Origin of the sequence: Pseudomonas massiliensis, assembly GCF_000826105.1 — a bacterium.
Lineage (GTDB): Bacteria > Pseudomonadota > Gammaproteobacteria > Pseudomonadales > Pseudomonadaceae > Aquipseudomonas > Aquipseudomonas massiliensis.
This window is the reverse complement of sequence record NZ_CCYK01000007.1, coordinates 1,235,145-1,259,992: the sequence shown is the minus strand read 5'-3', so window position 1 is coordinate 1,259,992 and position 24,848 is coordinate 1,235,145. Positions and strand designations below refer to the sequence as shown.

The following is a 24,848-nucleotide window of genomic DNA, read 5'->3' as shown; positions in this document are numbered from 1 at the left end:
AGCAAAGGAAAAAATGGATTGTGTGCGAGGACTATGGACCATACACCCGGCTAACCGTGACTTTGGCCGACAGCACCCGCTCGTTGCTTGCCTTGCCAATATCTAACGCAGCCCTACCTCCCCTGCCTCACTCACAACCCACGCCGCACGACCGGCAGCGATACACACACCACCCACCCAGCGCTCGGCCGGTCCGTGATCTAGCCAGTTCGCCTGCCCGCACAGTATCCGCTCCCCTAGCGCCGTAATGCGAACAGGGCGCTGGTACCATTGCGCGTCCGGGTGCTCGTGGACCAGTGGCTGTGGAGCGTCTATCAGGTCTCGTAGTAATGCATGGAACATCAGGTCGCCCAGGTACGGCAAAGGTTCATAATGCATCATCAAATGGCCGAACACCTTGCCGGACGCGAGCTCACCATGCTCGGCCAGCACACGTAGCACCAGGCGTTGGGTCAAGCTCAGGCCATCGGCCTGGCCCGGTAGTTCTTGCAGTTGCCTGGCCAGGGCCGGGCCAAGCAGCGGCAGCGCGGGGTGTGCTGTCGCTGCGAGCTGCGCCCAGTGGCCGGGATTGTCCGCTCTGTACGCGGCCCAGGTTTCCCTCGCCAGGGCGAGGGCGTCTTCGCCCAAGGGGCGCCGTTGAGGCCACAGCCAAGCCAGCAAGTCAGGAGCCAGTTGGCCAATACCTATAAACCGCTCTACGCCGGGGACTTGATCGATCTCGATCAATTCCAGCCTGCGCGGTAAAGCCGGCAGGCTCGCCAGTACACGAACCAGAAACAGCTGATCATAGGCGTCGGCTTCGCACCACAGCACCAGTTCGCTATCGCTACTCAGGTTGCCCAGCGCCTCTCGCTGGATGGCCTGACGCCTTTGGCTGTCACCGAAGGACAACCCGAATGCCCGCTCAGCGAAGGCCCCACGCACGGCCCAATACTGCTCCTCGGGCAAAGCCGGGACCGGACCCATGACCATGGGATCGTCGAACATCATGAACGAACCTGTAAAGCCGGCAATGCGCAGGCTGTGCTCTATGTCGTTCCCACAACGCCAATGCTGGACGGAGGCCTCGCTTGCTTCGGCAAAGCCTGGATGGCGAGCCGCGAACGCAATACGCTCTACATGGGCGATCAGCTTGGGCCAACTGGCGAAACCCGCTTCGCGAGCGACCAGCCATTGGGTGTCGGCAAGACGGTACTCAGGGCCGGCCAATCCAAGCGCGCGCAATTGCTCGCGGATGCCCTCAGCCTCGTTGTCCTTCAATGCCTTCAAGAGGCGTTTGGCGCGCTTGCGCAGGGAGGGTAGATCGGGAAGACCGTGCTGGAGCGAAGCGTTTTTGGCAGGCATGCCAACTCCTTGTAGGGCTCGGTCCGCCGGCAAGCCTGGAGTTGGAATGTAAAATCGAGCAAAGCTGCTTGGGCAACCCCTTCGCGCGGACCGCAGGCATCGCACATGCCCGAGCGCTGACTCTAGCCCGAACAACGGCGAGAAGCAAAAGAGCTGGTCATAGCGCTTTTGAGCATCGCCTTTTCAACGCCAAACATGGATGATCGCTGGGTGGAGAAAGTCGCCTACCCTGTTGGAGATTTGTGTGAAGAAAAGCGACCTGCCCACCAAAGTCTGCGTCACTTGCCAACGGCCGTTTACCTGGCGCAAGAAGTGGGAGCGCTGCTGGGAAGAGGTTCGCTATTGCTCGGAGCGATGCCGCCGGGCTCGTGGCAAGGGTAGCGTTGAGTGACACCCATGGGATGTCAGTGCCCTATGGAAATCGGACGGCGCCAATGGCCCTGGTGCCAAGTTCTTCCCCAGCTGGCGCTGGGTCCCACAGGAGCGCTGTGCCATCTTCACGCCGAAAACCTGAAGCTGGCCCCCTTGCTGTGGGAGGTAGCGAAGCTGCCGAGCATGGCGCGGCAGCCCGACGGTTTCAGCCCTGGGCAAACATGAAGTCGTCCGCCCCCAACTGCCCCTGAAGATTCCCTAGCAGCGTGATCTCGAACCGCTCGCCGCTTGCGTTGACATCGAAGTTCTTGATGTAGGTGCGGTCCAGCTCGTTGTTGTAGACCACCTTGACCGTGCCATCGGTACCGTTACCCAGCCCGGTGTATCCCAGGACGGAAAGATCCAGAACGTCCCTGGAAGCCAGGAAGTCGACGATCACATCGTTCTGCCCGCGTATGCTGTCGGCGGTGGAGCTGAACCTGAAGCGGTCGACGCCGGTGCCGCCGGTAAGCTCGTCCTTGCCAAGGCCACCGTCGAGCACATCATCGCCGCCTCCGGCATAGATCCAATCATCTCCTCCCGCTCCCGTCAGAACGGTCCGCGCGTCGAAATCAGCCAGCCAGTCATCTCCCTGCCCGCCATGGACGGGGGAAGCGGGCACGGGCAGGATAGGACCCGGGCGGAAGAACATCCCTTCGGTGATGTTGTTGCCGTAGCGGGCGAAGTCCGTCTGGTTATCCAGCAGCAACCTGAAACGGTTGCCGTCCGCATCAGCGTCCAACGACTCCAGCACAAGGCCGCCTCCGGCGCGCTCGCTGACCAACAGGGTGCTGTCATGGCCATCGCCCAGGCCGCTGAAGCCCAAGGCGGACAGGTCGATCCGGTCGACGTCGGAGCGACGGCCATAGGGATAGGGCGCGAAGTCACGGATAACGTCCACCGATGACACCCCGGTGCGGTCATTCACGAAACTGTCGGTGATCCGCTCATACACGAAGACATCTCCCGCCAGGCCGCCGTTAAGCGTATCCGCTCCGGCACCACCTACCAGGTAATTGTCCTCGGCTGAACCGGTCAGCATGTCGTTGCCAGCGTTGCCGCGAATCACGGTCGCGCCTCCGGCAGCGCTTTCATCCAGGGTGTCTGCCCCTGCGGTACCTTGACGCAGGGTGACGAAGTCGGCGCTTGATAGCTTCCCGCGCAGGTCGCCGAGCAAGGCCAGCTCGAAGCCCTGGCTCGGGCCGGTTTCCGTCAGGCTGCGCAACAGGGTCAAGTCTTCTGCGGAGTCGTAGCTGAGCGCAACGGTGCCGTCCAAGCCATTGCCGAGGCCCTGCAAGCCAAGCCCGGTCAAATCAAGCTTATCGCTGCCCACCTGGAAGTCATCGACCGTATCGAAGGTCGTGGCTGAATCCTGATAACTATCGCTGGCCTGGGTAAATACGAACACATCCGCGCCACCCCCTCCAACGAGGCGGTCACTGCCGGCACCGCCTTGAAGACGATCAGCGTAAACACCGCCCACCAGCCTGTCGCTGCCGCCTTCGCCGAAGAGCGCCACGGCGCCCAGTGGTGTGTCCAGCACGTCTGCATCTGCCGAGCCGTAGATGCGGTTGATGGCGTCTATGTTGAACAGCGCATCCCCCAGGCCGGTGGCGGCTGTCGCCAAGCCGCCAAACAAGGTGCCTGAGAAGATGTGAGGGCGCTGCCCGTCATGAGGTTCCAGGGCGATGCCGACATTCGACTTGCCACCACTGACAATGCTGCTGTTCTCAATATCCAGCCTGTCAGCCGGCCCGAGCAGGTGGCCGTCTGCGTCTACATAGCCGCTGATCTCGATCTCCGCGGCAGCGATGCCCGGAGCGGCAGCCTGCTGGTTGTTCCTGGCTTCGCTTTGCATCAGCAACACATCGTTATTGCCCTGGAAGCGGAAACCTGCGCTGTCATTGTCATGGGCCGAGACGCTGACCATGTAGGGCGTGAAGCCACGAACCACTGCTCCAGCGCCGCCGTTGTTGGCGAGGTCGGCATAGCTGAGTACAGCGTCACCCTTGAACTCCACATCGGTAGCCAGACTCTCCATCACCATGCCATTGCCGCCGTTGTCGTGGGACCTGACATTGGCAAACTCCGAGTAGTTGCCATACAGCACATCCACGCCGTCGCCGCCGTTGCGCGCGGCCTCGTTGTCCATGAACTTTATCCGGTCGCCCTTGATGCCGTTGCTTTCGGTCTCGAAGCACGTGCTGAAGCCGTCGCCGCCGTTGTCGGCTGCCAAGCTGTCGCTTACGCTCAGGCGCACGCTCAGGGCATTGGCCAGCAACCCGTTGCCACTGCAATTGACCATCGCGACAGCGCTGACTGCGAAATCGATGGCATGGGCCGGAGCGCCGGTGGCCGACCCGGTGACCACGCCATGCACGGTTGCGCTGGTATGGGCCTGATTGCCGTCCACGGTGAGGTTTTCGACGCTGGCGTTGCTGGTGTTATACCGGGCCGAGGCGCGGACGATGCCATCGATGTTCGCGCTGGAGCCGTCAATCAGCTTGAGCACGGTTTCAGCCTGGCCGAAGCCGACCAGGTGCACGTTGTTCTTTAGCGTAAGGCAGGCGCCGTCAGCGTTCGGACCACTGACGATGAAGGTGCCCGGCGGAATGCGTACCTCGCCTCCGCCGGCCTTGGCCGCCGCATTGATGGCCAGCTGAATGGCCCGGGTATCATCGGTGGCGCCATCGCCCTTGGCGCCGTAGTCCATAACATTGAAGGTCGTGGTCATGGTGGCGTACCCGCGGCAGCTCAAGGTAGGTAAATTCTAGCCCTGTGCTCGCCACGTGAAGACCGGGCCGGATCAGCGGCTAGCGAAGCCTTGAGGCAAGGTGGCCACTGGCGCGCGGGGTCTGGTCCAGGGCGCCGGCGCTCGTTTTCCCGGCCATGCACCGCGAGTTGCAACGCAACAGGGGCGCGTGGGGCACGGTTCCCGGCTCCAGCGCAGCGATTGGCCTGGCTCAATCGAGCCAGGAATACTCATGGACCGCCCCCTTCCATGTACCCGCCCGGCGTTGAGCGATCACTAGGCAGTCTCCTTTACCCGCAGCGCCGCTGATCAGGGCGCCACCCGGGGCCCAAAACGCACTCTGCCCAGCGCATGCCCACCCGCCGGATGGCCCCCCGTGATTGGCCATCAGCACACCCATGGAATACTCCCTGGCGTAGCCTTGGAGCAGCTTACTATCCACGGCGTAGCCGTTATCGCTGATCAGGACACTGGCAGCATATACAACAGCCCCTGAGCGCGCGGCCGCTTGCGCATGGCTGGCATGCGTAAACTCGGCACACACAGACAAGGCCACTGGCTCATTGGCGATTTCCAACAATGCACCGCCAGTGCCTGGGCTGAACACCGCGTCTTCGCCGGGATGCAGGTGTCGCTTCGTATAGAGCGCTTGGGTGCCGTCGCCGCCCAATACCCATGCGCCGATCATTACCGCGCCGGTGTCAGCCTGGCGCACCGGCAGGCCGACGACCGTCGTCATGCCTGACTGCTTCGCCAGATCCCGCAATGGCTGCAAAAGCGTGGTGTCCGGCGCCTGGGCCAATTCAGAGGCGAGCGTAAGTTCATACCCAGTAAGCGACAGCTCGGGGAACAGGAGAAAATCCACGCCATGCGTGGCGGCCCCCGACATGAGCGCTGCATGGCGGGCGATATTGCCCTCAAGGTCGCCCGCCACCGCACAATACTGGGCGGCGCAAAGGGTCAGGTCTTTCATGAGTCGTTATTCCCGGAAGGCTGGGCGGTAGAGCATGGATCATGATGAGGCATACGCACATGACCCTTCTGGAGGCTGACGATGCGTTGACCAACAAGACGTGCCATGGACTTTTCAAATCACCGAGACGAACTACCTTTCGCACTAGGCCGTATTCCCTATCGAAACCACTCGCCCCAGGCTTTGAGCCGTTCGACTCCCTCGCGCCGGTAAAACAGGTTCGGCCAGATCATGCTCAGGCCGCAGACGAAGAGCAAAATGGCCAGCAGCGCGACGCCAAGGCAGACAAACCAGACAGCCAGGCCCCAGAAGACCACGGTAGCCAAAACGAAAGGCCATCGCCGTTCGTTCTGGTCAGGGTAACGATCACTCATGCGGGCTAGCCAGGTTTTTGAATGTGCAGATGTTAGCCCTTTTACGCCTGGCTGGCGTGGGCGAAGTGGAAGCTTGGTCGATGTAGGGACCGACCTGGTTTGCAGGTGCCTTGCGGGAGGGCAGCAAACGCCCCATGGATGCCGTCCGTGAGGGGCAGCAACCGACCCTGAGCGGTCAGCCAAAAGCAACCAGTCGCAGGCGTCTACGAAACCAGGAACGATTCAGTGGCAACAGTTCGATAGCCATCACTCGCATACGAGTACCCTGCGGAAGGCTTATCATGGATGGTCCTTTACGCTGCAAATGGAAATTGCAATGTTCCCTAATAAGGCTTGTGCAGTCTTGCTCTCGTCTTCACTGCCGACCAAACTTCTGCTATTTCGGCACCCGTTGGCAGGGACGCAACTGGTGAAAGGCACTATCGAGGAGGGAGAGTCCCCTGGCCAGGCGGCTTTGCGTGAGTTGGCAGAGGAATCTGGTATCCATGACGCTATGGTTGAGACAGACCTAGGATGTTGGAGAGCTGACCATCTAGATCAGATATGGTCGTTTCACCTTTGCCGCTCAGGGCAAGCCTTGCCCGAGTACTGGACTCATCAGACACTGGACGATCACGGTCACGCGTTCGAGTTTTTCTGGGCTTCGCTAGAAAACCTTCCTTACAACGAATGCCATCCGGTGTTCCAGCGAGCACTGAGGTTCTTGTGCAAAAGACTCAAAGAGGCCCGGCGCTGAGTCAGCCATTGCCATCGAGCGGCCGATGACTGGCCACAATGGGTCGGTAGCAGCCGACCGCAGCAGGCGGCTACCGACCCCTAGCTGCGGATCGTGTCCCGGGAAGTGGTATAACTGAACCAGCCGAGTGAACCGCCCCTGGTACCCCAGACAGTCTCCAAGCTCGGAAAATGGCGTTTCTCATACTCTACCGGCGACAGCTGCATAGCACTGCCGTGTCGGCGTTTAGGGTTATAAAACATTTCGATGTAATCGAAAATATGACTTCGAACCTCGGCACCTGTTGCGTAGATTCTTCGTCGAATTCGCTTCCGCTTAAAAAGCTGGAAAAAGCTTTCGGCTATGGCATCGTCATGGCAGTTTCTGCGTCGGCTCAAACTGCTGATCACATTGTTGGCCTTCATTCAACGCGATGGTTCGACACTGCTAAAACAAATGGGCGCCCGGGCTAATCGTGTTCCATGGCGTTTTTCTCGTTTACGCGATTGGGGCTACCCAATCCTCAATTCTCAAACCGGGTACGCGGTCGAACTCGCGGTGCTTGTTGGTGACGACAATCAGCCCTTGAGAACGGGCATGCCCAGCGATCATCTGGTCATAGGGGCCAATCTGCTTACCAAGACGGGCCAGCTCAGCACGAAGCTGTCCAGTGTGGGCGGCAGCTTCCTGGTCATACTTGAGCACTTCCAGGCGAGCAGCGAAGCCTTCTACGTCCGCAAGATTGCGCTCGGCGTCCGAGGACTTCTCCGCACCGTAGATCAGCTCCATCAGCGTTACGGTGCTGATGCACATCTGGCCGTGGTACCGCTTGAAGACCTCCCGCACCTCTTGGGGTCGGTTCTTGATGGTGAAGATGCAAATGTTGGTGTCGAGCATGAACTTGAGCATCAGAAAGTCTCGCGCTCTTGATCGGCAGGCTGTTCACGCTCCGCCATGAAGCCGTCAGTTACGCCCTGGCTGTCGAACCAGCTATCCCAAGATTCACCAGCAGGGGTGATGATCCGGGCTCGACCAACAGCCACCACATCGACACGCTTCACGTCATCGGGAAGCGCAACAGCCTTGGGAAGCCTCACCGCCTGGCTGCGATTGCTCTGAAAAACGGCACCTTGTTCCACGGCACCCCTCGCGGGATATATCAAATGTATATCCCATGTTAATCAAGCCAATGGATATGGCAACGGGATATACGCATAAGTAACGGCTGGGCTAGATTCTTGGTCCGGCATGACCGCCAGCATCGGGTGCGCCTGGCCACGGTGCGGTCGCCCCAAGGCCAAGCCCTGCTGCCCTACCGCCCTGGCCAGGCATCGCTTACCTGCTTGCCTTGATCGCCATTTTCATTGGCCGCCCCCGAGGGGCAAATGCCGGCGTTCGTTAGCCTTGACCACCGGACGAGAGCTGCGATGCATCCTGATAACCACGCGCCACGCCCAGTAGCTCCACTTCTGGCGACGCGCTGTCCTGGGCAGCGAAAATGAATGCATCACGGGTCAACGTCTGACTCAAGTCTCCCCTGAGGCTGATCTCGAAACGCTCACCGTCCGTATTGGCATCGAAACTCTTCAGGTAGGTAGTGGTTCCGTTATCGTTCACCCTCAACGCCAGCGTGCCGTCGTGGCCGTTCCCCAGCCCGGTGAAGCCCAGCGCGGACACATCGATGCGGTCGGTGAACAGGTCGAAGTCAGCGATACGGTCACTGAAATTCTGCTCCGCGTCGCGATAGCTGTCGGTCAAAGCCGTGAACCTGTAGGTATCTGACCCTGCGGAGCCAAAGAGGATGTCGCGGCCGGCGCCGCCGTCGAGGATGTCATTGCCAAGCCCTCCGTAAAGCCGGTCATCGCCTCCCCTGCCCAGCATTTCAACAGTCAGGTTGCTGGCAGACAGGGAATCGGCGTCGTCACCGCCCTCGATCAAGGAAGGCGCGAACGACAGGTTGGACGCATCCAGTTGCCTGCCGAGGTCGCCATCGAACACCAGCTCGAAGCGATGGCCGTTCGCATCGGCTTCGAAACTTTTGAGGTAGGTACGCTGAGCTTGGGCGTCCACCCGCAGGGCCAGCGTATTCCCGTAGCCGTCGCCCAGCCCGGCATACCCCAGCGCTGCAAGGTCGACCACGTCCTGGTCTGGGTCGAAATCCGTGATGCGGTCACTGAAACCCTCGCTGGCGGTACGGTAGCTGTCTGCCAGGGAGGTAAACCGGAAGACATCGTTGCCCGCTCCACCGCTGAGCCGGTCGCGGCCGCCAGCGCCGTCCAGCAGATCATCGCCCCCCAGCCCTGCAAGGATCTCGTCAGCCTCAGTGCCTACCATCAGGTCGTCGGTGGCGTGGCCGTCGATAGGCCGCGGGCCGTCGGCCAGGTCACCGAAGCTGGTATCCAGCGTGCCGTCGGCGTTGAGCCGCACGGCGGCGAAGTCGGCATTGCCGGAAGTATTGTAGGCGGCACCGGTCAGCAAAATCTTGCCGTCTTCCAGCACGTCGATGGTTTGCGCACCATCGCGACCGCCCAGGAAGTCGAAGGTAGCCTTGCCGCCGTTGCCAAAAGTGGTGTCCAGGCTGCCGTCGACATTCAGCCGAACCACGCTGAAGTTGAGATTTCCATCGCCGACTTCAGTATCGCCATTGTCACTACTGCCGGCGATCAACAGCTTGCCGTCCGCTTGCTGCGTCACGGCCCGGGCCCTGTCGTTGCCACCGGCTACATCTACCGTCACGGTGCCATCTGTGCCGAAACTGCTGTCGAGCGTGCCGTCCGGGTTATAGCGCGTGAGGCTGAAATCCGCGGTTCCGCCGGGGTAGCGATAGCCGGCGAGCAACACATCGCCATCGGCTTGCAGAGCCAGCGACGTCTGGGGGTTGACGGGCATTCCCTCTGGCAAGACGAAGGTGACGACGCCGCTGTCGCCAAAGGTCGGATCGAGGGCACCCTGATCATTGAATCGCACCAGGCTAAGGGTGGTGTCGCTGCGGGCGCTGGCCAGGAACATGCCATCGGCCAGTGCCTGAACGCTGGAATATTCAGGCGCGGCCCCTTGTGCCGGGATGGCCACTGACAATAGCTCGGAGGGCCGCTCATTCAAGGTGCCACCGAGCGCCATGATCCTCAGGTTATAGGTGCCGTTGTCATACAGGATCTGGCTGGTGAGGATCTGCCCGGAAGGCTGCGCTGCCAGATCACTGCTGTCACTGACCGGCAGCACAGCGGGAAGGCGCTCAATGCCATCCTGGCTGTAGCTGAAGTCAAGCTGGCCGTCAGCGGTCAGGCTCACCACTGCGTAATCGGCGCGGTCGCCGTCGGAGGTCAGCCCTACCATCCGCACCGTGCCGTCGTCGGCGAGGGTGATACTGTGGCTGGAGTCATTGAGGCCTGAAACATCGACCAGGGTCATGCCGGTGCGCAGGGCGGTCGCTGCGGGGGTAAGGGAAGAGGCAGAAATCATCATAATCTCCGGATCCCGACGCAAGTGGCCGGGTGTGCCTGAAACGGTAGTTGGGAATACGCCCGTGCCGAGGGTAATTCGTCTGGTTCCGGAAGCAGCAGGCATGAGCACGACATGCTCAGCGGCACCCGCTCCGCGCCTGGCGCTGGTTACGCCAAAGGCAGGCTATGAATTGTTGTTAGTAAGACCCGCGGCCGCTCGAGGCCGCCGCGGGCGCTCGCTGCCCCTTACCCCACCAGATCCACCGAGCGGAACGTGTCAAGCCCCAGCATCCGCACCTCGAATTCGGGCGCCCCATCGGCATCCTGGCTGCCTTGCAGCACGCCATCGGCAAACCGCAGCTCGCCGGTGGCATCGGCACTGAAGGCCGCGCTGCCAATGAACTTGAAGGTGTCCACGACCGCTGTTCGGGTATTGGCATCCAGAGCGGTGAGATCCACCTTGTCACCCTCACTCGCGCTGAATTCACCGATCTGGTCACGCTCGGCGCCCACACCCAGGTCCCGCCATGCGCTGAACCTGAACACATCAGCACCGGCACCACCGATCAGGGTGTCGCTGCCGCCCTTGCCATCGAGTACGTTATTGCCGCTGTTTCCCGTCAGGGTGTTGTCCAGGGCATTGCCCGTGCCGGCCAGCGCCTTGTCACCGGCCAGGTCGAGCTCTTCCACATTGCTGCCCAACGTCCAGCTCACCGAGCTTTGCACCGTATCGATATGAGCCGTGTTGGCATCGGTTTCGGTAACGGTATCCCCCAGGTCATCGACGATGTACAGGGTGCTGCCCGTGCCTTGGTCGATCAGGGTATCGGCGCCCAGGTCACCGTTGAGCACCTGGCTTTGCGAACCCGCCGCCACCAGGGTGTCGGCGACATCGGTGCCCTGTACTCGCCCATTCTGATTCGAGGTGGAAGCGGTAATGTCGCCGGGGTCGTTGTTGTCGCTGGGGTCACCTTTGTAGCCCAGATCGTTGGCGATGTAATCGGCCAGGCGTTGGCCGACGATCTCTGCCGACTCTTCGTGCAGGTGCCAGACGTCATCGGGGTAGGTTACCGGGTCGGCCTCCTGGCGCAGCGGCAGGTCGGTGTAGTCGACGGCGAGCTGAACGTCTGCGCGCTCGGCGGCCATGGCCTCCTGGGCGTGGCGTACATGCACGGTGCCGTCAACGATGCTGGCGATCTTGCTTTCGGAGTAGCCACGGTAGCGAGCGCCGTCCTCGGCGTAGTGGCCGGTTTCCATCAAATAGATGGTGAAGTCTCCCAGCTGTGCATGCAGGTAGTCGAAGACCTTCAAGGTCGAGGCTTTGTAGAGCGCCTCGGCGGCGGCCTTGTCGCTGGCCCTGGCAATGGCCTGGGCGCCCTCCTCGCCCTGCCCCCAGATGATGTCAAGGTTCACCGGGCCGCTTTTGCTCAGGGTCGCGATCTGGCTCTTGAGCAGGTCCACCGCCCGAGTAAGCACAGGCCCTGGTTTATTGGTGTCGGTGAACCACCAGCTCAGGTTCTTTTCCTCGGTCGTGGCGGTGGAAAGCCCGGTGACGGTCGTGCCGCCAATGGCGACGTCGATGGGGTTGCCATTGGCATCATCGAACTGGCTGCGCACATCCAGAGAGGTGTAACGCGCCAGGTCCTTGACCAATTCGGTGATACCGGACTGGTTGTCGTCTTCGGTCACGCGCATCAGGCGAGCATTGGACTGGCCCAGGGTGGGCAGGAACTCGATGCCCGCCGTGGTGCGTGGAGTGAACACAAAGTCGCTGGCGGTCAGGGCCAGGTTGCCGCTCAGGGCGATTTCGAAGCGATTGCCGTCAGCATCGGCGTCGGCGTTCTTGACGTAGGTCTTGTCGGCGGAGGCGCTGTAGGTGGTGTACAGCGTCCGCCCGTTGCCGCTGCCAAGCGCGGAAAAGCCCAGGGCGCTGACGTCGATCTTGTCTTGGCCGCGGACGAAATCGAAGATCGTATCGGTGACAGTCGCGCCGCCCGAGTCATAGTCGCGGTAGCTGTCCAGCAGTTCGCTGAAGCGGAAGGTATCGGCGCCGGCCTGCCCGTAGAGCGAATCCTTGCCCGCGCCGCCGTCAAGGGTGTCATTGCCATCGCCGCCCTTGAGCGTATCGTTGCCGCCAAGGCCCAGCAGCGTCTCGCCGTTGGCGGTGCCCACCAGGCTGTCGCTGCCGCTGGTACCGGTCAGCGTCGTGCTGGCGGTTCCGGCGAAGATGAACCTGTTGGCCGCCAGGTTGGCCACCTGGTTGCCCTGCAACGAAATCTCCAGGCGCTCCCCGGCCGCGTCCGCTACGTAGGACTTGATATAGGTCTTGCTGCCATCGCTGCTGGTGGTCACGCTGACGGTGGTGCCCTTGCCGTCTCCCAGGCCGGTGATCCCCAGGGCGGACAGGTCGATACGGTCGGTGCTGAAGTCCTTGATCAGGTCGCTGGCCACCGTGCCGCTGGTGCTACGGAAGCTGTCGCTGACCGCGGTGTAGACAAAGGTGTCGGTACCGGTCCCACCGGTGAGGGTGTCGACACCCGCGCCACCGGTCAGCCGATCGTTGCCGCCCATCCCATCGATGCTGTCCTTGCCCGCCAGGCCATTGATGATATTGGCGGGGCCGTCGCCTATCAAAGTATCGTCGCCCGCCGTCCCATTGAGCGGGTTGGCCACGGCAGCCGCCGCCACCGCGGCCTCTGGGGCCGAGGTATCGAGCGGGGCGGTGGGTGCCTTGGCAAAGATGAAACTGGACGCCTTGAGGCTGCTCAGGTAATTGCCGCTAAGGCCCAGCTCGAAGCGCGCGCCGTTGGCGTCGGCGTCATAATCCTTGAGGTAGGTCAGTTTACTGGTTGCGTCATAGGAAACCTGCAGGGTGTTGCCATGGCCGTTGCCCAGGCCGGTGAATCCCAGGGCCGCCACATCGATCTTGTCGCCGCTGGTGCTGAAGTCGGTCAGGGTATCCTTGGCCTTTACACTGGCTGTGCGATAGCTGTCACTGGCGGCAGTGAAGCGAAAGGTATCGCTACCCGTGCCACCGGTGAGTTTGTCCGCGCCCGCCCCGCCCACGAGTACGTCGTTCCCTCCGGCGCCGTTGATCACGTCCTTTCCGGCATAGCCCATCAGGGTTTCGTTGGCGCCAGTACCCAACAAGTTATCGTCGCCGCCCGTGCCGAGCAGCGGACCCTGGCTGCCACTGACCGTGCTGCCGTCGCCGTATAGCGCTGTCGCTCCCCGGGAGACGTGGCTGATGGCATTGTTGATCAGGGTGTTGTGGTCAGTGCCTTTCTCGTCCACTTCGGCGACGCCGTAGGTGGACCGGTCGCTGCCGACGATAGTGTTATCGCGGATCAGATTATTGCTGCCGTTGAAATAGTCACCGGACGCGCCCCGGGTGTCATCAAACGACTGGATCACGACTTCCGGCGAGGTTACCGCCAGGGAGTTGTTCTGGATATCGTTGTCCAGGAGTTCGATACCGGTGCTGCCGTACAGCCGTACGCCGGAGCGGGCATTATCATGGATATCCACTCCGCTGACGGTCACGTCATGGACCATCTTGAGCAACACCCCTTCGGCCTTGTTGCCATACACGCTCCCGCCAGTGATGGTAATGTCGTTCGGCGCGGGAATATCTTCATCACCACGCTGAAGCACGATGCCGGTACTGCCGTTGTTGTAGGCCTTATTGTCGCGCATCGTGAAATCATTGGTGCTGGTCACCACGTTGAACCCGTGGCGGTCATTATCGTAGCTGGTATTGTTCACGAACGAACTGTTCACCAGAAAATCGGCGACAAAGCCATCCAGGCCGTTTCCGTGCGCCACGCTGTTCTTGATGACCATGTTCCAGGTCTGCTCATGAGGATCGAAACCATAGCCCGAGCAGTTCTTGATTTCGACACTGTCGATGGTGACATTGGAATCGTGTCCGGCCTTTCCCGGGATATAACCGTTGAACCAGCCGTCGATCTTGCCGCTGGTGTTGTCGCGATTACCGTCGATGGTCAGGTCGCTGATCCCGAAATCGTGATTCTGCTCCCCGTAGGCTGAGCGAATCACCCCGGTGATCTTGCTATCTGAGCCATCGGCCACCTTGATGATAGTCTTGCCCATTCCGGCGCCGTACAGCTGGACGTTATCGCGCAGCATCAAACAGCCGTCGCCGGGTTCGTCTCCGGCCGAAACCACATAGGTACCGGCGGGGACATACACCTGCCCACCTCCCGCCTTTGCCGCCGCCTCGATGGCGCGCTGGATCGCCTGGGTGTCGTCGGTAATGCCATTACCTTTGGCCGAATAATCTTTTACGTTATAGATCATGCCGTTAATCTCCATTTAGGGCGGCATCGACAAATGATCTGCATGCGAATTTACATGGCACGCAATCGTTTACCGCTGATGCCTTTCTGGCATTAAAAGCTGAATAACGCCGTGCTGTGACTTTTACTGGCGTCAAGATTCAGGAAACTTCCCGCGCCGCTCATCGATTTGATTTCTAGATAACCAGCTCCTTCTACTGGCTCTCTCACACCAGATAGTAATTGGAGATCATTCCGATACCGGAACAGTCCCCCTATTCAACTCTACAAAAACGCCAGTCTTTTCAGCGAGTAACCTATAGTCAGCAGGCAAATTGCCCACGAAGCGCAAAGAAAACTGCGATCAGAAACTGGCCTAGGCGACAAGACATACCAGATGGTTGTGCGTACTTCGATACTGCAGCGCCGGGGGGTACCATAGTCGCAACTTCGAGGGATAGCCAATAATCGCAACCGATCAACTGCACCGATACAGCCCCGCCCCGCCTCTTCTCTCTGTAGCATTATGTCTTCACTCGATGGCAAAGCGTTGACGGCTGGCCATGAGTGGGCGTTCAAGTATCGCTTGGTATGAACAGGAGGCTACCGAGCAGGCCAATCTGGACTACCTTTGTATCCACCCCATACGCCAGGCCGGCGATGCATGGGTACCCAGGTAGCTGCCTGCTGCCCCTAGGAGCCCCAATGACTACTATCTACTACAACGTCCGCGACTACGGCGCGGTCGGCGATGGCGTCACCGACGATACCCAGGCGATCCAGGCGGCCATCGATGCCGCCAGGGCGGCCATCGATTCGGCCGACGAGATAGTCGACGCCGAGGTATACCTGCCTGAAGGCACTTACATCGTCAGTGGTGATCCCGATCAAAGCGCCAGCAGCTGCCTGCGGCTTTACAGCCGTGTGACCCTGGGCGGGGACGGTGCCGATGCGACTCGCATCAAGCTTGCCGACGGCTGGGACAAGGCCGTGACCGGGATCGTGCGAACGGCCGGCGAAACGCAGCACGTGGGCGCCCATGACCTGACCCTCGACGGCAACCGCGCAAACACCAGCGGCCGCGTGGATGGCTTTACCAGCGGCGGCGAGAACCTGCTCGACAACCCGGACACGAACGTCACCCTCAGTGGCGTGGCGTTGGTCAATTGCAGCGGCAATGGGCTCAATGCCCAGGAGAACACCTACGGCCTGAGCGTCACCGACAGCGTGGCCAGCGGCAACGGCCTCGATGGTTTCTATGCTCATCTGGTTGGCGCGTTCAGCCCGTACGTAGATGGCGGCGGCTTTCAGGACAACCGCAGCGAGAACAATGGCCGCAACGGCTTCACCCTGCTGCTGGACAACTACCGCACCACCTTGGCGGACAACGACGCCGCCAACAACGGGGGGCGCGGTATCCTCGTCCAGGGCCCGCAGGACGAAGCCCTTGATGATCGAGTGCAGATCACCGGTGGTGAGTTGTATGGCAATGCAGAGGAAGGCCTGCTGCTCAAGCTCACCGACTTCAGCCGCGTAAGCGGCGTCACCGTGCATGATAATGGCGGCGCTGGCATAGGCCTGTTCGGCAGCTCCGCCAACACCATTGCCGGCAATACCCTCTACAACGATGCCACGGACCACGGTAACGCGGAAGTCATCATCCAGGCCTCGGACGACACCGACGTCGCCGCCATAGGCTCCGCCGGGGGCAACGTGGTGTACAACAACATCATCAGCGGTGGCAACGCCAGCTACGCCGTGACCGAGCGCAACGAAGACCTGGTGGGTTTCAATACCGCATCCGATAACTACTTCAGCCGCCTGGGCGACCCTGCCACGCTCTTTTATGGTACCGACAGCGGCGCCTTCAGTAATCACCGCGGGCTGGTGATCACCGGCACGTCCAGCAGCAACACACTGACCGCTGTTGATCCCGCCGATACCCTCCTCTACGGCGGCGGCGGTAATGATCGCCTGACCGGCGGCGCCTATGATGACCTGCTATACGGTGGCGTCGGCAGCGACAGGCTGACTGGCGGCGCGGGCGCGGACAGCTTCCGCTACACCAACATCAATGACAGCGTGCGCGGCGCCAGCGACCTGATCATGGACTTCAAGCCCGGCGAGGACCAGCTCGACGTAGCCAGCCTTGGCTATTCTGGCCTGGGCGATGGCCACGACGGCACCCTGCGGGTCATCTACAACGCCAGCCTGAACCGCACCTACCTGCAGAGCCTGGATGCCGACGCCAACGGTCACTATTTCCAGCTTGCGTTGGCCGGCAACTACGTCGGCCTGTTGAGCGCCACTGATTTCCAGACGCTGCTCCAGGGCACCAGCAGCAGGAACACCCTGAGCGGCACCGATGGCAACGAAACGCTTGCCGGCTTGGCCGGACGCGATACCTTGAACGCCGCCGGCGGCAGCGATTACCTGATTGGAGGCGCTGGGGCTGACCAGCTCGCTGGCGGCGCCGGCGCGGATACTTTCGTGATCACCGCATTGCGCGACAGCTATGGCAACGATATACGGGGCGTGGATTACAGCGACACCCTCACGGATTTCGACTATCGGGAGGACGTGCTGGACTTGTCCGCCCTTGGCTTCACTTCCTTGGGAAACGGGCATGATGGCACCCTCCAGGCGATACAGGTAGACGCCACCGGCAACATGCTGCTGCAGTCGCTGGACCCGGACGCCAATGGCAACTATTTCAAGCTGCTACTGGAAGACGTCAATTACATCAATAACGCGGCGATCCGCTTCGGCGACCCCATCGCCACGCAGTTCAACGAACAGCCTGCCAGTTACGATGACTATTACCTCGACTCGCCGACCACTGGGGACGATATCATCGTCGGCTATTTCAGCGACGACCGCATCAACGGCCTGGGAGGCAACGACAGCCTGCGTGGCCAGGCGGGTGACGATACCCTGGCAGGCGGTGCTGGTCTTGATACCCTTGACGGTGGCAGCGGCAACGACACTTTGGCCGGCGGTACCGGCAATGACCTGCTCAGCGGCGGTGCCGGGGACGACCGGCTGACGGGCGGCGCCGGAGCGGACCAGCTCAGCGGCGGCTCGGGCGCCGATACCTTCCGCTTTACAAGCAGCACCGACAGCCTGAGCGACGCCAGCGACCTGATCACCGATTTCTCAGCCGGCCGCGACCTGATCGACGTCTCTGCCCTCGGCTACAGCGGCCTGGGCAACGGCAACGACGGCACGCTGAAGATCAGCTACAACGCCGAGCTCGACCGCACTTATGTCCAGAACTTCACCGCCACCAATAGTGGCCAACATTTCGAGGTCGCCTTGAGCGGAGACCAGGACCTGGATGCGGGGCAGTTCATATTTGCCGAAGCGAGTTCTGAGCTGACGTTGTTGGGGGTGTAGGGCACGGTACGTCTCCTGATGCGTTTATGCCGACCAGCACAAGGTTGTGCAAGCGGTAAACGCATCGAGGCGATAGGTGAACTGGCCGTCTACGATCTTTCCGGTCAAATCCAAAGATCGTTCTCAGCGGTCCGTTCACCGCCTTCATGTCCGGTGTTCAAAACCCCACGCGGCTCAATCATCATTACCTTCGCTTCACCCTTGGCCGCTGTTCTGTGCGCAATGCCCCGTGGGACAACATAAAGCTCCCCGGCCTGCACATGGACGCAGCTATCCAGAAGATCGATGCGCAGCGTACCCTCCAACACGAGGAAAGCTTCATCCGTTTCTGGATGGGAATGCCAGATAAACTCACCTTCGATTCGCACCACCTTGAACTGGTAATCGTTCATTTCCGCGACCATCCTGGGGCTCCAGGGTTGATCGATGAGCGTGGCTTTCTGCATCAGATTCACAGGCGCCGATGCATCTGGGGATTGGGAGATTGACATGGTCGATCCTCTTGAATGGAGCTGTCAGCCTATCGGCACAACCTGCACGGCTCTTGTACGATCCTGCACATCAGCGGGCCTGATTCAAGCGTTCCAGCCAGCGCCATGGCGGTACCCCGAAGCAGCGGGTGAAGTGCCGGGTCATGTGGCTTTGATCGTGAAAGCCAGCAGCGAGCGCGGCATCCACCAGTGTCAAGCCATCCAGGATCAAGCCGCGAAAGCAGTCCAGGCGCCGGAGCGTGACAAAGCGATAAGGGCTGGTGCCATAGAGGGCTCTGAAATCCCGTGACAGGCTCCAGCGCTCTCGCCCGGTGACGTGCTCCAGCATCTCAAGGGTGATGCCCGAGTGAAGATGTTCAAGGATGAACGACCTGGCGCGTTCAGCGCAGCGGTAATCCAAACGCTTGCGGCCGCGGGGCTTGCCTGCGACATCACGCAGCGCGATCGCCAGGTCATACAGCGCATCCTGCTCCTCGAGCGCCTCCAATGGATGCTCCACCGCCTGCACAAAGACCTCGCTGGCGCGGTACAGACGCGGATCGTTCGAAAGCCCACCGGCGATAAACGGCAGCGGCTGTCCACCAAGCACGTTCTGTATGAGCGCGGGGTCGATATAGGCCATGCGATATCGGAAACCCGCGTCGGTGCCGGCCATTCCATCGTGCACCTCGTCAGGGTGAAGAATGAGCGTATTACCGGGTACGCCATGGCGTAGCGAACCTTTGTAGTGAAAGCTCTGTACGCCAGCCAGGGTACGGCCGATCGAGTAGGTGTCGTGCCGGTGCGGGTCGTAGCCATGGCCGCCGAACCAGGCTTCGATGCGCTCGATGCTGCCAGGCTGCCTGCTGCGTACGACCCAGTCCGAGGTGGACGGCCCCTTGGTGTAGCCGGGTGTCATTTCCATACTCCACATCCTTGAACGCCGTAGGTGAACCTCCGAGCTCATTGTATGGATATCTGAACGGCAGTGCTCCGCAGCCACGCATCCGGGCCGGTAGCTTGTTGGCCTTGGCGTGCTGGAAGCAGGTGTGAAAAGACTGGTCTTGCCGCTTGGTGGCTGGGTATTCCCTACTGGGCCGCGCTGGGGACAGATCCCGGTCTGCTCGTCGATCGAATGGCCGCTAGGGGTCCAGGCTGTGTGCACACAGCCTGGGTCGCCTGCGGTCGGTAGTGGTAAGGCAGCAAGTGACTCATTGCGGTCACTCACGGTCTGTCCATATTCGCCTAGGCAGCGCGTTTTGAGGCGAGGTCTTTCCAAACGTGTCTGATGAACAGGCACCAAAGGAAGAGAAGCACCTCTGCTTTTACCGCTCGTAGCTCTAGGTTGGCCAATGCAACAACAAAATCGGCCAAAAAAACACACAGGACAAAAATACAAGCGAAACGTGTGTCCGTATCCCGTATTTTCAGCTTCATTTCTAAACCCCTGTTCCCTGCGACTCGCTGCATTCCGGCTACCATAGGTTAACAGAAGCGCTGCCTGTGCTTAGTGAGGTAGGTGAGATAGGCCGATTCTGCTTGTAGCAAATCTGGCCTTAGGTGAAAGCAGCTATGCATCAGTAGCTGATGGGTGCGGTAGGCAGAAACTGGCAGCAGACGACCCTTAGCGGCCGTTCGCCAACGACAACCTTGGAACGGCAGCCGGCAGTAAGGAACGACTACTGACGGCTACCTCAAGCGCCTCTCACCTAAGCAGCATTGATGTCACTAGGCGCAACACCTACTAGTTCAATAGGCGCATCGGGGACATGTTCAGTTGCTGAAACGGAGCTTGCAACGACCAGGTTGTCTGCAGTGAAGGTTCGGGTGTAACCACCTTCGAAGCCGATTTCGAACCGCTGACCCTCGGCATTCAGGTCGTAGTCCTTGAGGTAGGTGCGATGTAGGTTTGTGTCGTAGATAAGCTTCAAGGTGCCGTTGTGGCCATTGCCAAGGCCGGTATAGCCGAGCGCCGCCACGTCGATCTTGTCCTGGATCACATCGAAGTCCTTGATCAGGTCAGCGGCACCATGAACGCTGTCGCTGCTATCCAAATAGCGGAAGGTATCGACTCCAGTATTGCCTCTCAGCAAATCGCCCGCTCCTCCGCCGATCAGAATACCACCGTCTCGTGACGTATATAGTGTATCCCATGTGGGTTTCCCTGTTAGGGTCTGGTCGGCTTCATTACTACCACCAGCAAAAATGAAACCATCCGCATCTTGAATAGGAATGTTACCATTACGGTAGTACTGGTCAATATACACTTTGAAGCGGTTGCCTTGAGCATCTTCCTCGAAAGACTGCACCACCATGTGACCCACGGTTTTGTCATAAGTGTAATTCAGTGTATCGTTGTAACCATCGCCTAAGCCAGTGAAGCCAAGCGCGGAAACATCCAATACATCGCCAGTGAACAAGTTAAAATTACTGATAAGATCAACACTAGACACACCCAAGGCGTCGTTAACATAACTATCGCTGATCTGGTGATAGAGATAAGTTTCGATACCGACACCGGCGATATTACCGATCATGTGGTCAGCACCCGCACCGCCGTCGAGTAGACTCTCTCTTTTCCCGGCAGTCAGCGTATCGTCGCCGTCCAGGCCATTGAGCACGTATCGCTTGGTGCTGAAGCTGTAGTCCAAGGTATCGTTGCCGACTGTGCCGTCATGGCGCAGTACGAAGTTGGCCGTGCTTAGCTGACCTTGAAAATCGCCCGCCAGGCGTACCTCGAAGAATCTGCCATCGGCATCTTTGTCCAGCGAACGCACGTAGGTAATGTCCCTGGCCGCATCATAGCTGACGGCCAAATCACCATTATGGCCGTTACCGATCCGCTCCAGACCAAGGGCGTTCAGATCCAATACGTCGTATGGCCTGAAATCTATAATAAGATCGGAGTGAGAGCCTTGCGCATCGGCATAACTATCAGCGAGCGACGTGAAAACGTATTTCACCCCTGATCTAAGCTGATCTCCGGCAGTGAGGGTATCCACCCCTGTGCCGCCTACTAATACAGTGTTGATGCCATTTCCGATCAGGGTATCGTTTCCGGCACCACCATATAGATGATCTACCCAAGTGCCACCGGTAATTACGTCACCATCTGAAGTACCGGTATAAGTATCATAGAACGGTCCATCATGCATGGTGACTTGCTCATTGAGCGCGGCTTGCAGGACAGTTTTGGAGGCTGTAGGCACAGTATTGATCCTGAGTGGGTTGAATTGCTGGGCTTGGGTCGGCAATTCAGGCAGCAGCCCACCGGGCTTGACCTGCACGACTGTGGCTTTCATGTAGTAGATGAATTGCATAGGCTCGTCAACGTGCTCCAGCTCCATCAGACAGCTTATCAGCGCGGCTGATCACCAGGTCTGGCACCTTGGAGAGTCAATGTCCGCTATGGGTCGATTCTGTTGAAAAAGTCGGATTTCAGTTCGCTTGAACTCAGGCACGGCCACCACCGGAGAACCTACTCACCACATTGAGTGGTTTCTCGGCCCTTCGTTGACCTTTACTGCTCGGTTATTGGGTTAGTTTGAGGTTTTTTGCTTCGTGCAGGCGCACCTATCCCGTAACTGGCGGACCTTGAGATTTAAGTTTGGCCAGCCGTCGCAGGTTCTGCACCGCAGCGGCCAGCGTGAACTCATCGGTCGCGCCACTCATGCCACGTAGTCGCAAGCGATCCAATTTCAGGATGCGCTTGAGGTGGGCAAACAACATTTCGACCTTCTTACGTTCGTGGCGAGAGCGCACGTACTCCGGCGTCGCTGCGATGCGCCGAGCCACATCACGCGCGGCTTCATGGACGCTGCGGGCAATCTTGCGAATCGAAGTGTTCGGGCAGCACTTGGCTTTCATCGGACAGGCCGCGCAGTCGGTCTGCCTGGATCGGAAGATGATGGTGTTGGCTTTGGTGACGTGCGAACGCCCGTTCTTGAAGGCACGCCATTCGCTGCGTAATACGTTGCCGGCCGGGCAGCGGTATTCCTCAGTCTCTTCATTCCAGTGGAAATCGTTGCTCGAGAAACTGTCGTTCTTGCGCTCGGTTTTGTCCCATACCGGCACATGCGGCTCGATGTCTTTTTCCTCCACCATCCAGGCCAGCATCGGCGCGGTACCGTAAGCGGTGTCGCCAATGAGGCGTTCCGGCTTGATGTCGAACTGCGCTTCGACCCGATCGATCATCGTCTTGGTGCTCTCGACTTCTGCGGTTCGATGAGCCGGTGTGGGTTCCACATCCATGATCACGCCGTGCTCGGTATCGATCAGATAATTCGTAGAGTAAGCGTAGAAAGCTGGGCCGCCCGGTGCAGCCGTCCAGCGGGCTTGAGGATCCGTCAGCGATAGGCGTTTCGGTAGCGTTTCGGCCAGGGCCTCCTCATCGAGGGCTTCAAGGTACTCACGCACGGCGCGGGTGCTCAGGGACGGATCGCTCCAGTTGACCGGTTCATCACCCGGTACGCCGCGCTGCCGACTCGCATCTGCTTTGATGATGCTGGCGTCCACGGCAAAGCCTTCGCCCTTGACCAGGCCTGCGTCCATGCAGCGACGCAGCACTTCATTGAACAACCAGCGAAACAGATCGCTGTCCCGGAAACGGCCATGTCGATTTTTGGAAAACGTCGAGTGATTGGGTACTTCATCTTCAAGGCTCAACCGGCAGAACCAGCGATACGCCAGGTTCAAATGGGCCTCTTCGCACAACCGCCGCTCTGAGCGAATGCCGTAGCAATAGCCCACGATCAGCATGCGGATCATCAGTTCAGGATCAATCGACGGGCGCCCAATCGGGCTATAGAAATCGGCGAGGTAATGGCGCAGATCGCTCAGATCGAGACACTGATCAATGCTGCGCAGAAGGTGATTGGCTGGGATGTGATCTTCAAGGTTGAACGAGTAAAACAGTCGCTCCTGCCCACTCGATAACTGTCCCATCATGTTGCGTGCTTCCCTGCTGGCCAATGCAGATATTTTGCCGCAGGCCAGACAGGGGAGCTACTTTTTCAACAGAATCGGTCGGATAGCGACAGTCGTACCTCGACTGTCGCCCCGCGTGTCAGACCTCCGTCTGCTCTGCCATTTCCAAAGCATCATCGACCTCAACGCCTAGGTATCGCACCGTACTCTAAAGCTTCGTATGGCCGAGCAAGAGCTGAACCGCTCTCAGGTTCTTCGTCCTTCGATAGATTAACGATGCCTTTGTGCGTCTCATTGTGTGAGTACCATAAGGGCTGGATCAAGGCCAATAGCCTTAATCCACGCCTTGACGATTCTGGCGTATTGCCGGGTGGAAAAACGCTGGGAGGCGTGCAGCCGACTTGGAAAAAGGCAGTCCTCACTGTGGAGATGGGCTTGATGTATCCATGCCTCCAGGGCAATCCGTGTTTGCTCCGTAATCTCAAATTGCACAGGTCGCTGGTTTTCTGCTGCATCACTATTGCTCGCGATGACACATGCTGCCCATGAACCACGTCTCGTACACGAAGCTTGGTCAGATCGCAGGCTCGTAGCTTGCTGTCAATGGCTAGATCGAAAAGAGCCAAATCACGAGCTTCCTCCGCGATTTGGAGCCATACGCGAATGGCCCAGATATCCTTGAGTCGGAGCGGGGCTTTCTGGCCGACCAATTTTCCTTTGTTCCAAGGTTCCTGGGAGTGGGTCGTAATGGTTTTCATAGCTTGTCCTCCTCTTTGGGAAAGACAAGGATGGTCATCGCGAGCCACGGGCGCTAACCGACCAAGAGCGGACAACAGCTACTACTTTAACTGACCCGCATCTATCCCACCACGTCCATGGGATGGAAAGTTATCATTTGCGGGAGATGCCTACTATATCGCCCCTCGGGCTGACAGAAAGCGCGTCGGATACCGAGACCATTACCTAGCTGTTTTTCCTCGGTGCCACTCATAATAATGAGAGCTGGCCGCCCAGTTTGCAACGACCAGCCCTTCAATGCTTGTGATCATTTCACTAAGACGCGGTGTTGCAGTTTTTGCATCGGTGGATATAACTCTTCCAGCCTCGACTGATATATACCCGCGCTCATAAAGATCGTCACAGCCTGTTTTACACATTAGAGCGGCGACATTGTCGATGTCCTTACGTTCAGCCTTGTTACAGGCTGATCGCATTTTAAGGTGAGCAGCTACAAGCATGTCTACCGGAAAAATGTGATGACAAATGACGCATTTCCCTGTGAAAGATCCTCTTAACAGATGGGCTCTTAGGAAGGCTTGCTCCTTCCTCGCCTTAGAAATGCAGTCGCGATCCAAATCCACTTGGTCGATTATGCTGGGTAACAGCTCGGCGGGAGTGATCACCGCACCATCCTCAGTGAAATGGATATTTTTACTAACGATGAGAGATGGAGGATTGGGGATTTCAGGATTTGACATGCGGGCGGCGTAACCAGACCGAACCAAGACCTCAAGCTCATCAAGCTCATCTACTCGGATGTAGTCGATCTCAAAACGAGTAGGACTGGCGACGTATTTTCCATCCTTGTGCAAATGAGGATAAAGCGGTTTTCCTTTATGGTCACCTATGGATACTTTTGCTTGGAATTCGCTCATTGCGTAGTAGTCCATTGCCTGGCTGAAAGTAAAAATCAGTGTCCTGTGCTACCGACAATGTTAGCACCGCTTTTGGGTAAACCGTGTATCG

The 24,848-nt window shown here is 59.3% G+C and carries 16 protein-coding genes and 2 pseudogenes; 3 read left to right on the top strand and 15 right to left on the bottom strand.

What is annotated here, in order from left to right:
• Positions 1–102: 102 nt before the first annotated feature.
• Positions 103–1,344, bottom strand: coding sequence for a DUF1835 domain-containing protein (locus BN1188_RS16620; RefSeq protein WP_040262494.1), 1,242 nt, complete (start codon positions 1,342–1,344; stop codon positions 103–105).
• Between the two features lie 244 nt (positions 1,345–1,588).
• Here BN1188_RS16620 and BN1188_RS16615 point away from each other — a divergent pair, with 244 nt between their 5' ends.
• Entirely contained in the window at positions 1,589–1,735 is a 147-nt protein-coding gene (locus BN1188_RS16615; RefSeq protein ID WP_084596255.1) for a DUF2256 domain-containing protein, read from the top strand.
• A gap of 186 nt (positions 1,736–1,921) precedes the next feature.
• Here BN1188_RS16615 and BN1188_RS16605 read toward each other — a convergent pair whose 3' ends face one another.
• The 3 genes from BN1188_RS16605 to BN1188_RS16595 all read right to left on the bottom strand — a co-directional run bounded on the left by BN1188_RS16605 (position 1,922) and on the right by BN1188_RS16595 (position 5,854).
• Positions 1,922–4,489, bottom strand: coding sequence for a glycosyl hydrolase family 28-related protein (locus tag BN1188_RS16605; protein WP_040262492.1), 2,568 nt, complete (start codon positions 4,487–4,489; stop codon positions 1,922–1,924).
• 229 nt (positions 4,490–4,718) lie between these two features.
• Positions 4,719–5,480, bottom strand: a complete 762-nt coding sequence (locus BN1188_RS16600) for a carbon-nitrogen hydrolase family protein (protein WP_040262491.1) — start codon at positions 5,478–5,480, stop codon at positions 4,719–4,721.
• A gap of 158 nt (positions 5,481–5,638) precedes the next feature.
• Positions 5,639–5,854 carry a hypothetical protein gene (locus BN1188_RS16595; protein WP_040262490.1) on the bottom strand — a complete coding sequence of 72 codons (216 nt, stop codon included), beginning with the start codon at positions 5,852–5,854 and terminating at the stop codon, positions 5,639–5,641.
• A 316-nt stretch (positions 5,855–6,170) separates the two neighbouring features.
• On the opposite strand from BN1188_RS16595, the gene BN1188_RS16590 reads away from it, so the two are divergent.
• Complete coding sequence (locus BN1188_RS16590; protein WP_040262489.1) at positions 6,171–6,590, top strand: NUDIX hydrolase; 420 nt, start codon at positions 6,171–6,173, stop codon at positions 6,588–6,590.
• Between the two features lie 149 nt (positions 6,591–6,739).
• On the opposite strand, the pseudogene BN1188_RS16585 reads toward BN1188_RS16590, so the two are convergent.
• From BN1188_RS16585 to BN1188_RS16565, 5 genes and pseudogenes are all read right to left on the bottom strand, one after another.
• Positions 6,740–6,994, bottom strand: a pseudogene (locus BN1188_RS16585) (IS3 family transposase); the annotation flags it as partial.
• 73 nt (positions 6,995–7,067) lie between these two features.
• The gene (vapC, locus tag BN1188_RS16580) at positions 7,068–7,478 is read right to left on the bottom strand and encodes a type II toxin-antitoxin system tRNA(fMet)-specific endonuclease VapC (RefSeq protein ID WP_040262488.1); all 411 of its coding nucleotides are present in this window, start codon (positions 7,476–7,478) and stop codon (positions 7,068–7,070) included.
• Positions 7,478–7,708, bottom strand: a complete 231-nt coding sequence (gene vapB / locus BN1188_RS16575; RefSeq protein ID WP_040262487.1) for a type II toxin-antitoxin system VapB family antitoxin — start codon at positions 7,706–7,708, stop codon at positions 7,478–7,480. The genes vapC and vapB overlap by 1 nt, the downstream gene beginning before the upstream one ends.
• 259 nt (positions 7,709–7,967) lie before the next feature.
• Positions 7,968–10,034, bottom strand: a complete 2,067-nt coding sequence (locus tag BN1188_RS16570; RefSeq protein WP_187375333.1) for a M10 family metallopeptidase C-terminal domain-containing protein — start codon at positions 10,032–10,034, stop codon at positions 7,968–7,970.
• Between the two features lie 224 nt (positions 10,035–10,258).
• On the bottom strand, positions 10,259–14,332 hold the full coding sequence (locus BN1188_RS16565; RefSeq protein WP_040262486.1) for a M10 family metallopeptidase C-terminal domain-containing protein: 4,074 nt from the start codon (positions 14,330–14,332) through the stop codon (positions 10,259–10,261).
• A 683-nt stretch (positions 14,333–15,015) separates the two neighbouring features.
• On the opposite strand from BN1188_RS16565, the gene BN1188_RS22120 reads away from it, so the two are divergent.
• Complete coding sequence (locus BN1188_RS22120; protein WP_052469319.1) at positions 15,016–17,706, top strand: M10 family metallopeptidase C-terminal domain-containing protein; 2,691 nt, start codon at positions 15,016–15,018, stop codon at positions 17,704–17,706.
• Positions 17,707–17,810: 104 nt separating this feature from the next.
• On the opposite strand, the gene BN1188_RS16555 is transcribed toward BN1188_RS22120, so the two are convergent.
• The 6 genes and pseudogenes from BN1188_RS16555 to BN1188_RS16525 form a co-directional block, all read right to left on the bottom strand.
• A complete protein-coding gene (locus tag BN1188_RS16555; RefSeq protein ID WP_040262485.1) occupies positions 17,811–18,197 on the bottom strand; it encodes a cupin domain-containing protein in 387 nt (128 codons plus the stop codon).
• A gap of 70 nt (positions 18,198–18,267) precedes the next feature.
• The gene (locus BN1188_RS16550) at positions 18,268–19,095 is read right to left on the bottom strand and encodes an AraC family transcriptional regulator (RefSeq protein WP_040264096.1); all 828 of its coding nucleotides are present in this window, start codon (positions 19,093–19,095) and stop codon (positions 18,268–18,270) included.
• Positions 19,096–19,885: 790 nt separating this feature from the next.
• The gene (locus BN1188_RS16540) at positions 19,886–21,496 is read right to left on the bottom strand and encodes a M10 family metallopeptidase C-terminal domain-containing protein (protein WP_187375332.1); all 1,611 of its coding nucleotides are present in this window, start codon (positions 21,494–21,496) and stop codon (positions 19,886–19,888) included.
• Positions 21,497–21,749: 253 nt separating this feature from the next.
• Entirely contained in the window at positions 21,750–23,123 is a 1,374-nt protein-coding gene (locus BN1188_RS16535) for an IS1182 family transposase (protein WP_040259777.1), read from the bottom strand.
• 118 nt (positions 23,124–23,241) lie between these two features.
• Positions 23,242–23,860: pseudogene (locus tag BN1188_RS21990) on the bottom strand (tyrosine-type recombinase/integrase).
• Positions 23,861–24,061: 201 nt separating this feature from the next.
• Positions 24,062–24,757 (bottom strand): hypothetical protein, encoded by a 696-nt coding sequence (locus tag BN1188_RS16525; protein WP_148485263.1) that lies wholly within the window; start codon positions 24,755–24,757, stop codon positions 24,062–24,064.
• Between the last annotated feature and the right edge of the window lie 91 nt (positions 24,758–24,848).